The sequence below is a fragment of the Bacteroides cellulosilyticus genome (genome assembly GCF_020091405.1).
In the GTDB taxonomy this organism is placed as follows: Bacteria; Bacteroidota; Bacteroidia; order Bacteroidales; family Bacteroidaceae; genus Bacteroides.
Genome location: NZ_CP081903.1, coordinates 5,581,313 through 5,594,124 on the forward strand (window position 1 = coordinate 5,581,313; position 12,812 = coordinate 5,594,124).

Sequence of the window (12,812 nt, forward strand, 5' to 3'; positions counted from 1 at the left end):
ATAACGACTATAACTATAACTCAAATGAAAACTAAATATACCAACAAACAGATTTGGATGATAGCCTATCCGATCCTCATCAGTCTGCTGATGGAGCAAATGATAGGTATGACAGACACAGCCTTCCTGGGACGGGTAGGCGAAGTAGAACTGGGAGCATCGGCCATTGCAGGTGTCTTCTATATGGTAATATTCATGGCAGCTTTCGGTTTCAGTATCGGAGCGCAGATACTCATTGCCCGGCGCAACGGTGAAAAGCAATACCGGGAAATAGGCGACCTTTTCTATCAAGGAATTTACTTTCAGATAGGACTGGCGGCAGTAATGTTCCTGCTCTCCTACTTCCTTTCACCAATGATACTGAAGCGAATCGTTTCTTCCGAACACATCTATGAGGCTGCCATCAGTTATCTGAACTGGCGGGTTTTCGGAGCCTTCTTCTCATTCAGTGCAGTCATTTTCCGTGCTTTCTTCCTGGGAACTACGCAAACCAAGACACTGACACTCAATTCCATAGTCATGGTATTGAGTAACGTAGTTTTCAACTATATACTGATTTTCGGTAAATTCGGCTTTCCCGCGCTCGGCATTGCAGGCGCCGCCATCGGTTCATCACTTGCAGAGCTGGTTTCACTGATATTCTTTATCCTCTACACCCGTTACCGCATTGACTGCCGTAAGTTTGGACTGGACCGTATTCCGAAGTTCCGCCCGGAGATACTGAAACGAATGCTGAACATTTCCTTCTGGACCATGATACAGAATGTCTTCTCCTTGTCCACCTGGTTCTTGTTCTTCCTCTATGTGGAGCATCTGGGAGAACGGTCGCTCGCCATCACGAACATTGTCCGGAGCATATCCGGCATTCTGTTCATGGTAATGATGGCATTTGCCTCAACCTGTGGTTCATTGGTCAGCAATCTCATCGGTGCAGGAGACAAAGACTGCGTGGCAGGCACTATCCGGCAGCATATACGCATTGCATACCTGTTCACATTGCCGCTAGCACTGTTTTTTGCACTGTTCCCAAAACTTATACTGGGAATCTATACGGATATACCCGATTTACAGGATGCAGCCGTACATTCACTTTGGGTAATGTGCTCGGCATATCTGCTTCTCGTACCTGCCAATGTATATTTCCAGGCCGTATCAGGAACGGGAAACACGCGCACGGCTCTGGTCATGGAACTGATAACGCTCGTCTTCTATGTTGCCTACATCACATACATCATTCTTTACTTGAAACTTGATGTAGCTCTGTGTTGGACATCGGAAATGGTATACTCCATTTTTATACTATTACTTTGCTGGTGGTATATTAAAGGAGGACGATGGCAAGAAAAACGCATATAATTTGTATATTTGTCGCAAAATAACCGTAACGAACAACATACATGAAACAAGTAAACTTATTGCTTATGTCAGCAGCTATGACATTGGCTGCCTGCGGCGGGACAAAGGACGCAGGGCAAGCCGGAGTACCGCTTATCGAGCGGTCGGACATCCAGATTGAAGGCAAACGCATGACTCCCGAAGCTCTCTGGGCCATGGGGCGTATCGGTGGTGTAGCCGTATCCCCCGATGAAAAGCAGATTGCTTACACAGTAGCTTACTACAGTGTACCGGAGAACAAGAGTAACCGTGAAGTCTTTGTGATGAACACAGATGGAACAGGCAACAAACAAATCACCCACACTCCCTGGCAGGAAAACGAAGTGAACTGGATAAAGGGTGGTACTAAACTGGCGTTCCTTTCCAATGAAGGTGGCAGCAGCCAGTTGTGGGAAATGAATCCGGACGGCAGCGGGCGTAAGCAGCTAACTCAATATGATGGTGACATCGAAGGTTATTCTTTCTCTCCCGACGGCAAGAAGTTGCTTTTCATTGCACAGGTGAAAACTAAACAAAGTACTGCGGATAAATATCCCGATCTCCCTAAAGCGACGGGTATCATCGTTACCGACCTGATGTACAAACACTGGGATGAATGGGTAACCGGTGCTCCGCATCCTTTTGTAGCCGATTTTGATGGAAACGGTATCAGCAATATAAAGGATATACTGGAAGGAGAACCTTACGAAAGCCCGATGAGACCTTGGGGTGGCATCGAGCAACTGGCATGGAGTCCTGCAGGAGACAAGGTGGCATATACTTGCCGTAAGAAGACCGGTCTGGCTTATGCCATCTCCACCAACTCGGATATTTATATCTACGATCTTGCAACCAAGAAGACAGACAATATCACCGAAGAAAACAAAGGTTATGATACAAATCCTCAGTACTCTCCCGATGGTAAATACATTGCCTGGCAGAGCATGGAACGTGACGGTTATGAAGCTGACCTAAACCGCCTCTTCATCATGAATCTGGAAACAGGTGAGAAACGTTTCATCAGCAAGGAATTCGAATCGAACGTAGATGGTTTCTTGTGGAATAGAGACTCTAAGAGTATTTATTTCATCGGTGTCTGGCATGGTGAAACACAGATTTACAATGTCGATCTTGCTGCCAACGATAAAGTTACGCAGTTGACAGACGGTATGTATGATTATGCTTCCCTCGCCCTTGCAGGAGATAAAGTAATCGCTTTACGCCACTCAATGAGTATGGGTGATGAAATCTATGCCGTATCTGCCACTCGCAACGGGGATGCTTTTGACGAAGCAAAACAACTGACCTTCGAAAACAAGCAGATTTACGACCAATTGGAAATGGGTAAAGTTGAAGCTCGCTGGATGAAGACTACAGACGGCAAACAGATGCTGACATGGGTTATCTACCCGCCACAGTTTGACCCGAATAAGAAATACCCTACCCTCCTGTTCTGTGAAGGTGGTCCGCAAAGCCCCGTAAGCCAGTTCTGGAGCTATCGCTGGAATTTCCAGATTATGGCTGCCAACGACTATATCATCGTAGCTCCCAACCGCCGCGGACTTCCGGGCTTTGGAGTGGAATGGAATGAAGCCATCAGTGGTGATTACGGTGGTCAGTGCATGAAGGATTATTTCACAGCTATCGACGAGATGGCTAAAGAATCGTTTGTAGACAAGGATCGTCTGGGTTGTGTAGGCGCAAGCTTCGGTGGCTTCTCCGTTTACTGGCTCGCCGGACATCATGACAAGCGCTTCAAAGCATTCATTGCACATGATGGTATCTTCAACATGGAAATGCAGTATCTGGAAACAGAAGAGAAATGGTTTGCCAACTGGGATATGGGTGGTGCATACTGGGAAAAACAAAATCCGGTAGCCCAACGCACATTCGCCAACTCTCCGCACCAGTTTGTAGACAAATGGGATACACCTATCCTTTGTATTCATGGCGAAAAAGACTACCGTATTCTAGCCAACCAGGCAATGGCTGCTTTTGATGCCGCCGTAATGCGTGGTGTTCCTGCCGAGCTACTGATATATCCGGATGAAAATCACTGGGTATTGAAACCTCAGAATGGTATCCTCTGGCAACGCACATTCTTTGAATGGCTGGACAAATGGTTGAAATAAAAAAACAGACGATTGAAGGCTCCTGAAACAGACCATCTGTTAGGGATAAACAGACCGTCTATTTGATACGAACAGACCATCTATTCGCAGTGAATAGATGGTCTGTTTTTTAGTTCGCCCAGCATGGGTATATTCTAATGGGTGCAAGTCCCTAACACGCCCTGATAGTGGGAAGTGTTTAGCCAACGCCAAGGGTGTCCATCGTGAGTTGGAATCTGAAGGAAGGTAGCGGCAAACATCTGGCCTGACGTACAGAAACCGGATATAAGGCTAAAGGATGTGGGTTAGTCTGCTAAACAAGACAAAGCCTTATAACTATCCGGAAACATCCAAAGTAAATCCGGCAGGTATAAGATGGAAAGAATGTATTCTTAACTGGGGAGGTCTCACAGACGTGCAGATGTTTTTTTTTTCAGAAGCACGGAGTAAAGCTTGCTGTGAGAAGTCAGCAGACGACATAGTACCCGAAAAAAAAAATCGGCATTCGGGGAAGGTCTGAACTTTATTTAAGCGAGTAGTCAATGAATGTTACCAAATAAAGGAACGAATGCAGAAAATATCAACCTTGAGTGATAACTGCCGGCAAAAGGATAGGACGGAATCCGAAAGCTATGCCGGAGTGCAGACCTTTATTGGGATAACTGAAAACCACCTCGTGGAAGCGCAATTTACCAAAGATGCTTTATTGGAACGTATTGTGTCGCCCGCAAACATGAACCGCGCCTACAAGCAGGTCGTGGCCAACGGTGGCTGTGGAGGTGTCGATAAGATGGAAACGGAAGATTTACTTCCTTACCTGAAACTCCATAAAGACGAACTGATAAACTCTTTGTTGGACGGTAGCTATCGTCCCAATCCCGTCCGGCGGGTTGAAATTCCCAAGGATGGAGGTAAGAAACGTCAATTAGGTATTCCTACCGTTATTGACCGTCTTATTCAACAATCCATCAGCCAGGTGCTTAGTCCGCTTTACGAACGCCAGTTCAGTGACAACAGCTTTGGCTTCCGCCCTAAACGCAGTGCTCACCAAGCCTTGCGACGCGCCCAATCTCATATCAATAGTGGTCATAAATACTGTGTTGACTTGGACTTAGAAAAGTTCTTCGACACAGTTAATCATAGCAAGTTGATAGAGATTTTGTCACGCACCGTGAAGGATGGTCGTGTTATCTCCCTCGTCCATAAATACCTCCTCTCGGGGGCAATGGTAGCTGGTCACTACGAGAGCCGTGTTCAGGGAACTGTCCAAGGAGGACCTTTGAGCCCCTTGCTGAGCAATGTTATGCTCCATGAATTGGATACAGAGTTGGAATCCCGTGGGCACAAGTTTGTGCGTTATGCGGACGACTGTATGATTTTCTGTAAGAGTAAACGTTCTGCCCTGCGTGTAAAGAAGAGCATAAGCGCTTTTATTGAGAAAGATCTTTTCCTAAAGGTAAATCAAGATAAAACCAGCGTTGGTTATGTTCGTGGCATGAAGTTTCTGGGTTATTCTTTTTATGTAAAGAATGGCGAATGTCGCTTATCTGTCCATCCCAAAAGTTACCTTAAACTGAAAGTTCGCTTGAAAGAACTGACCGGAAGAAGTAATGGTATGGGGTATGAGCAGCGCAAATCAAAGCTTCATCTGTTTATACGTAGCTGGATTGAATACTTTCAGTTGGCAGATATGCAGAGTTATCTGAAACGTATAGATGAATGGCTTCGTCGTAGGATACGCATGTGTATATGGAAATACTGGAAGAAGGTCAAAACTCGGTTTGCCAATTTGCAGAAGTGTGGCATCAGTAAGTTCTATGCCTGGCAACATGCCAATACTCGCTTAGGGTATTGGTGTATAGCTGGGAGCAGAATCCTAACTTCTGCCATGGATAATGACAAATTGAAACTAGTGGGGTACCCTACCTTGATGGAGTATTACAGTAAATTGCATCGTAAGTAAAGAACCGCCACGTGCCGAACGGCATGCGTGGTGGTGTGAGAGGTCGGAAAGCGAAAGTAGGAAGAAAACTACTTCGTTTTCCTCCTACTCGATTCTCTGCATCAAGCCCTGCAATTCACTGCATAAGCGTTGTTTTACTTCTTCCATCGGCACCTCCCGTTTCAGCTCCTGTTGCAGCGAAGTTACTCCTTTATCTATGAATCCGCAGGGGTTGATATAACTGAAATATCGTAAATCAGTATTCACATTCAGCGCCAATCCATGCATGGTAACGAAATGACTGCTACGCACGCCAATAGCGCATATTTTACGCGCACGCGGCGTATCTCCCTCCAGCCAGACACCTGTTGCTTTCTCTAACCTCCCGGCAGTAATGCCATAAGAGGCACATACACGGATGACCGCTTCTTCCAACAAATATACATACTCTTTCAGCCCCAACGAGAATTCTTCGAGATTCAGGATAGGATAACATACCAGTTGTCCCGGACCATGATATGTGATATCACCTCCACGATCGATATGATAGAGCGTAGCTCCTATCTTCTGAAGTTGTTCCTCACTCAACAGCATATTTCCTTCTTTACCGCTACGACCTAAAGTATAGACATGCGGATGTTCACACAAAATGATGTGATTTTCATACTCTTCCCCTGCCTGCTTGGCATGAATAAGAGCATCAAACCACTCCGTTTGCCGAGTCCATGCATCGGCATACGGAATAATATTCCAGTCTGTTACATTCAGTTTCATGCCGACAAAGTTAAGACTTTAGGGATAAAATCGTATATTTGCCGACAGCAAAATGAAAAAAGATGAAACATAACTTCCCACAAGTAGATTTGCCGGTCGAAATGCTGGCATGGAGAGATGTTACAGAAGATATTCTGAATCTCTATCGCCAGTCATGCCGTCTGAAGGCATGTATTTTTGCATTATGCACTGAAGGGACCATTACAGCATCCATCAATCTGATGGAACATAAAATAAAAAAGAATGATCTGATCATTCTGATGCCGGGAACTATCTTACAGCTCAATGAGCAAGTAGAAAAAGTACGGCTTTGCTTCGTAGGTTTCTCCAGTCACTGCGTCAACGGTATTAATCTGTTGCAGGCTACGATGGGATCTTTCTCCAAAATATGGGATAATCCGATTGTAGGTGTCAGCGATTTAATAGCATCCTATTTCGTGGATTATTTTGCACTACTGACGCGTATATCAATCTCCCATCCTACCGCTACCAGTACCGCAATGGCACAAAGCGTACTCCACAGCATTTTGCTTGGAATTAATGCCCTTTATGCCAATCGCCCGCAAAGCATTCTTGCCAAAAGCCGCAAAGAGGAAATCTGCCAGAAATTCGTACAACTGGTTATTGAAAATTATATGACTGAGAGACGCGCTCAATTCTATGCCGACAAGTTGGGAATTTCATTGCAGCATCTCAGCACTACCGTAAAGCAAGTAACAGGAAGGAATGTACTCGAAATTATTTCGCATGTGGTGATTACGGACGTCAAAGCACGGTTGAAGTCCACTGATATGACTATTCAGGAAATAGCCTATTCACTGAACTTCCCCAGTGCCTCTTTCTTCGGAAAGTACTTTAAGAGGCACATGGGGATGAGTCCGTTGGAATATAGAAATAGTTAGTATCTTAAACGAAGGCTGTTCAAGACTACCGATACACTGGAAAATGCCATAGCGGCACTTGCCAACATGGGATTCAGCAATAATCCATTGATTGGATAAAGTAATCCGGCAGCAATAGGAATACCTATCAGGTTGTAAATGAATGCCCAGAACAGATTCTGATGAATCAAGCGCACCGTCTGTCGGGAGAGATTGAATGCTTTCGGCAACAGCAACAGATCCGAAGTCATAAGAGTGACCATTGCCACATCCATGGCAATGTCCGTTCCTTTACCCATGGCAATGCTGACATCGGCACAAGCCAAAGCCTGTGAATCATTGATACCATCACCCACCATAGCTACCGTCTTTCTCTGAAGTTGAAGCTGGCGTACAAACTCTTCCTTATCATCCGGCAAAGCATCGGCAATATACTGGATATTGCCTAATCGTCCGGCAACAGCAGAAGCAGTACGTTCACCGTCTCCCGTCAGCATATAAACTTCAATACCCTGGGTACGGAGTTCGCGAACAGCCTCAGCGGAAGTCGCCTTTATCTGATCTTTGATAGCAACAATCGCAAGCAATTCATCCTTACGGCCAAAGTAAACGATGCTACAACCGTCCGACTCGTATTGAGCCAGCATTTCTCCCAAAACATCAGTCAGGGTGGCATGGTAATCTTTCAACAACTTGTGGCTGCCTGCCCAATACTCAGCACCCTGATAAGTCACTTTAATACCCTTACCGGTAATACTTTCAAAACCATCCAGAGTGGCAGGAACAATGTTCTCTTGTTCTTGCAAGGCAGTGACAATAGCACCAGCCAGCGGATGCTCCGATTTAAGCTCGGCAGCCAGAAGAATGTCTTTATAATGTTCTTCCTGCGGCTGCGCCCATAACCAACCGGTAACAGTAGGATGTCCTTCAGTCAATGTACCGGTCTTATCCAGTACCACTACATTTACCTTTCGCATCTGTTCCAGTGCCACAGCATCTTTTATCAGAATGTGATGATCGGCAGCCTTACCGATGCCTACCATCAAAGCCGTAGGAGTAGCCAGTCCCAATGCACAAGGGCAAGCAATCACCAATACGGAAACCGCCGACAGCATGGCATGTGAAAGCATATCCACACCACCAAAGAACATCCAGATAAAGAATGTCAGGACAGACAAACCCAGTACGACAGGAACAAAGATACCTGTCACTTTATCTACAATACGCTGAACAGGGGCCTTACTGCCTTGCGCTTCCTGCACCATACGGATGATACGCGCCAGCACTGTTTCTCCACCTACTTTCTCGGCACGGATAATGAACGATCCTTTCTGATTGATGGTTCCGGCCAACACATGCGAGCCAATCTTCTTTTCTACCGGAATAGGCTCACCGCTTATCATGCTTTCATCTACATAAGAGTCACCTTCAGTCAGAAAACCATCCACGGGGATTTGCTCGCCGGGGCGGACGCTCACCAGATCATCGATGTTCAATTGGTCCAAAGGTACATCCAGTTCTTTACCGTCGCGTACTACACGGGCTTTCTTAGGTTGCAAACCCATCAGTTTGCGGATAGCAGTGGAAGTATTTCCCTTCGCACGTTCCTCCATGAGTTTACCTGTCAAAACGAAGGCGATGATAACCACAGCAGCTTCGTAATAGACATGAGGCTCCAATCCACGGTTATACCAGAAACCGGGGAAGAAAGTATTAAAGACGCTGAACAGGAAAGCGATGGATGTACTTAGTGCCACCAGTGTATCCATATTGCTGCGTCCCAGACGTGCTTGTTTCCAGGCACCGGTATAGAACGGTGTACCGAACAATACCAGTACAGGAATAGCAAGTACCATCTGTATCTCGTTAGAATAAGGTACATGCATGAAGACCATGGAAAGCAACAACAGGGGAACAGCAAAAATCCACGCTCCTATCACCCGCGTCTTCAGACGGCGATAACGTTTCTGTTGTTCTTCCTCCTGACGTTCTTCAACATGCTCTTCCTCAATGATGAGGTCGTAGCCCGCAGCCAGTACGGCAGCACGAATTTCTCCGGATGTCAGCTTGTCCGTCTCATAAGAGACAGACAGTGTATTGGAAGCAAAGTTGACCGAAGCATCTGCAACGCCCACCAACTTGCGAACTGTCTTTTCTACGTTATTGGCGCATCCCGCACAATGCATGTTCAGCACGGGAAACGTCTGTTTCTTTAAATTACCCATATATATATTGTTTTTTAGAAGTTCTGAAAACAACAGAACACAAATTACACGAATCACACAAATGCAGGTTTCGCTACAAGCGCGAAGGAGATTCGTATAATTCGCGAAATTTGTGTTCTACCCAGTGTTATAAACAATCTCTACAGGCCGTTTGTTCGACTACTTCTTATCCTCTTGCTTCGTCTCCTTCACGAATTCGGCTTCATAGTTGAACTTCTTGAAACCGGCTTTCAGTTTGTCCACATTTGTCTTTTCAGCATCGTATGTGATAGAAACTGTTTTGGTTTTCAAGTCTGTAGAGAATTCTTTTACTCCTTTCTCAAATTTAATGTTGCTCTTCACTTTCTTTTCGCAATTCTCGCAATGCATCTGTGAAACTTTAAAGACAGCAGTACGGATGTCTTTCGCCATTACCGCCGTTACACTCAATAAAGCTACTACAAGGGCAGCCATCATTCTCTTTGTTTTCATAAATACCTCCTTATTTATTGGTTAATAATATTTAAGTTACGAGCTACTAGTTTCTTGCCAGATTAAATCTCAGCCCGATATACGCTTTCGCCCCATGCATCGGCCCCCACACCATAGTGGCATCAAAGTTTTCTCCCCACGGATTAGACGCATCGATTATCGGATTCTTCTGCTTAAAGTTCGTCAGGTTCTCACCACCGATATAAACAGACCAGCGACGGAAATAGCGCGTCACCTGTGCACTGAGTTGCTGGAAACTACCGTAGCGACGTTCCCACGAAAGACTTCCGTCGGATAGTTCGTAAGGATCGGGCATTCTTCCACCACCATTCAACTGTAAGGTAGCATCAAATTGCCACAAGCCCAGAGGAGTCTGATAAGAAGCGGTCAACAAGCCTTTATACTTACCAGTAAGCGGCTTCTCCATCAATTTACCATTATAGGTAGTTTTCGCATCCGTCAGACGGTAAGCTGCCGTCAGAGTGAAGCCTTTAAACAACGGATAATTGGCTTCTACCTGGAATACGTGCGAATAAGAACGCCCATCCAGATTGTAAAAAGCCACTTCATGCGGATTGCTGTCCATATCCACTACTACCTGTTTCAGAAAATCCGTATAGTAATATTCTGCATTCACATTCAGCGTCTTACCGAAAAGGGGAATATAAGTCGAAACACTCGCACCGTAATTCCACGCTTCCTCCTGATCCAAATGAGAAGCAATCTTCATCTTGCGGCTACTTGCCAGAAGATAGTTATTCTCCGCCAATACATGATTCGTACGATATCCCTTGCCGGCAGACACGCGGAAGTGCAGATATTCATTCGGATTATACTTGACGTGGGCACGCGGTGTCACAAAAAAGCCGTATTCACTACTGTAATCTCCCCGAATACCCCCCATCAGCATCAACTGATCGTTCAGATTGAATGTATATTGGACATAAGCTCCCGGAACAGACTCCTTCACAAATTTCTTCGTCAGCCCTTCTTCTGCCTGATTCGTCAGCCGATAGTTCTGATCGTAGCCGTCATAGTTGAAACTTAATCCGGCAGACAGGCTATGCTGTTTGCTGAGCTCCGTTTCAAACAGCAGCGAAGCATAAAAATTACTCTGATCCACATCATACAGTTTACGCCCGTAATTGGCATCCTGATTATGCAACGTTCCCTGTAAAATCAAAGCAAGATTCGTATTCTTCTCTTTGTCGAAGATATAAGCATTCTTCATGAACGCTTCGTAACGATTTGTTTTGATACCTATTTCATACAGGTCATGCGAAGGAGTATTTCCATGTGCAATCTGACCGCTGTTTCGAGTTTCATGCAACGCCTTTATACCTGCCTGGAATACATAGTGGTCACCCATATATGCCCATCGGTTCCAGACATTATATTGCTCCACACGAGGTATATCCACAAAACCATCATCATTAGAGTCATGAGATTTCGTCTCATTCTCATAATGTGCCAACAAAGAAGTGCTCCATCGCTTCGACAATTTTACCGTAGCATCCGCATTGGCTTCATAGCGGTTTGTGCTGCTGGCAAAGAGATTTGCCGACACCCAATCCGCTTCCGGCAATTGAGGCTTCTTGAATTCTACATTGATCTGTCCGGTTATGGACTCATATCCATTTTTCACGGACGAACTTCCTTTGCTGACCTGTATACTCTGCATCCACGGCCCGGGTACGTATCCTAAGCCATAAGGAGCTGCCGCTCCCCGGAAATTGGGGATATTCTCAGTCATCATCTGCACATACGTACCGGAAAGTCCTAACAGCTTAATTTGTTTGGCTCCCGTAGCTGCATCCGAGTAGCTGACATCCACGGAAGGATTCGTCACAAAGCTCTCTCCCAGATTACAGCAAGCCGCACGTGTCAGTTCGGCACTACTGATCATATCTTCATTCATCACACTGGTACGCAGTTTCATAGTTCCCAGTTTGCGGGTCACTACATTTACTTCACTCAGTTCCACTCCTTCACGGAGAACAATATCAAGTTGTTGGTTTCCTTTGTCTACATGTATCGTGTCATTCTCAAAACCAATAAAACTAACCACAAGCATGTGGCTACGAGCAGGCTTATGAATGGAAAAGTTACCGTCTTCATTGGTAGTTACTCCATTGGTTGTATTCATCCAAAACACATTCGCTCCCGGAATAGGTTCTCCGGCAGCATCTTTTACGACACCTGTTACTTGCGCCTGCAAAAAATTAAAAGTAAAAAGTGAAATTAATAAGAATATATATTTCATATATCTGAATTCATTTATTAAGGGTACAAAAATAGGATATATGTCGTGCAACAAGGTTGCAAGACTATCCAACTATCAATTTTTTAAAAGAGAACGTGCAAAGAATCTTCCATTTCGTCCGTACTATCTCCCTATTGCCTCCATATCATCTCCGTACTCTTAGATACGGACAAACTACGGACCAGACACAGTTCAGATATAGCTTTGGATAGAACCGGGCAGGAAGAAAAACACTTCTCCTGCACACCAATTGATTTTAAATAATGAGAACAGAATATAAGGCCAGATACTGCCTCGAACTATCAGGATGCGGAGGTACGGCATACGACACCTCTTTCAATTCCCTCGTAGGCAAGGAGTATTGAAAATCCGGCAATACTTCGCAGAAAAGTTGAATGACAGGTACGGTTATAACAGGACTTTCACATGAATATTTCACCAAATCCACTTTATAAAAAGTAGCCGTACAGCCTTCGTCTTTGCAAGATTTTTCCGGTTTATGAGAAGTTTTATGAGATTTATGGCATTTGGCACAGCCATTGGTGCAACATGCTTGCGCTGTCTCGCAGCGGGCACAGCAATAATGGACAATAGAAACTCCTGCCCCTGCATAAACAACCGTCAGGGATAATAAAACTGCCAATATGTAACGAAGTCTCTTCATATCCGGTGCAAAGATAGCCAGATAAAAGCATTCATACCTATCTTTTTTCATTTTTTATATGTTCTATTCGTTAATATGTTCTATATTTGTCGATAACGAATTGATAT

Annotated in this window: 9 protein-coding genes; 4 read left to right on the forward strand and 5 right to left on the reverse strand. The window is 45.0% G+C overall.

The genetic code is table 11. From position 1 onward, the window contains the following. Nucleotides 1-24 precede the first annotated feature (24 nt). The 3 genes from K6V21_RS21380 to ltrA all read left to right on the forward strand — a co-directional run bounded on the left by K6V21_RS21380 (nucleotide 25) and on the right by ltrA (nucleotide 5,448). The gene (locus K6V21_RS21380; RefSeq protein WP_007217944.1) at nucleotides 25-1,356 is read left to right on the forward strand and encodes an MATE family efflux transporter; all 1,332 of its coding nucleotides are present in this window, start codon (nucleotides 25-27) and stop codon (nucleotides 1,354-1,356) included. Nucleotides 1,357-1,397: 41 nt separating this feature from the next. After that, a complete protein-coding gene (locus tag K6V21_RS21385; protein WP_224319811.1) occupies nucleotides 1,398-3,506 on the forward strand; it encodes an alpha/beta hydrolase family protein in 2,109 nt (702 codons plus the stop codon). A 535-nt stretch (nucleotides 3,507-4,041) separates the two neighbouring features. Continuing rightward, on the forward strand, nucleotides 4,042-5,448 hold the full coding sequence (ltrA, locus tag K6V21_RS21390) for a group II intron reverse transcriptase/maturase (protein ID WP_224322048.1): 1,407 nt from the start codon (nucleotides 4,042-4,044) through the stop codon (nucleotides 5,446-5,448). Between the two features lie 84 nt (nucleotides 5,449-5,532). Here ltrA and lipB read toward each other — a convergent pair whose 3' ends face one another. After that, the gene (gene lipB, locus K6V21_RS21395; RefSeq protein WP_224319812.1) at nucleotides 5,533-6,201 is read right to left on the reverse strand and encodes a lipoyl(octanoyl) transferase LipB; all 669 of its coding nucleotides are present in this window, start codon (nucleotides 6,199-6,201) and stop codon (nucleotides 5,533-5,535) included. A 62-nt stretch (nucleotides 6,202-6,263) separates the two neighbouring features. On the opposite strand from lipB, the gene K6V21_RS21400 reads away from it, so the two are divergent. Beyond that, a complete protein-coding gene (locus K6V21_RS21400; RefSeq protein ID WP_224319813.1) occupies nucleotides 6,264-7,103 on the forward strand; it encodes a helix-turn-helix domain-containing protein in 840 nt (279 codons plus the stop codon). Here K6V21_RS21400 and K6V21_RS21405 read toward each other — a convergent pair. The 4 genes from K6V21_RS21405 to K6V21_RS21420 form a co-directional block, all read right to left on the reverse strand. After that, nucleotides 7,100-9,307: a heavy metal translocating P-type ATPase gene (locus K6V21_RS21405; RefSeq protein WP_224319814.1), complete on the reverse strand. Its 2,208-nt coding sequence runs from the start codon at nucleotides 9,305-9,307 to the stop codon at nucleotides 7,100-7,102. The two genes, K6V21_RS21400 and K6V21_RS21405, sit on opposite strands and share 4 nt — an antisense overlap. Nucleotides 9,308-9,466: 159 nt before the next feature. Then, nucleotides 9,467-9,778 carry a heavy-metal-associated domain-containing protein gene (locus tag K6V21_RS21410; protein WP_007217939.1) on the reverse strand — a complete coding sequence of 104 codons (312 nt, stop codon included), beginning with the start codon at nucleotides 9,776-9,778 and terminating at the stop codon, nucleotides 9,467-9,469. A gap of 46 nt (nucleotides 9,779-9,824) precedes the next feature. Further along, complete coding sequence (locus tag K6V21_RS21415; RefSeq protein WP_224319815.1) at nucleotides 9,825-12,041, reverse strand: TonB-dependent receptor; 2,217 nt, start codon at nucleotides 12,039-12,041, stop codon at nucleotides 9,825-9,827. 256 nt (nucleotides 12,042-12,297) lie between these two features. Then, on the reverse strand, nucleotides 12,298-12,756 hold the full coding sequence (locus K6V21_RS21420; RefSeq protein ID WP_224319816.1) for a hypothetical protein: 459 nt from the start codon (nucleotides 12,754-12,756) through the stop codon (nucleotides 12,298-12,300). Nucleotides 12,757-12,812: the final 56 nt, after the last annotated feature.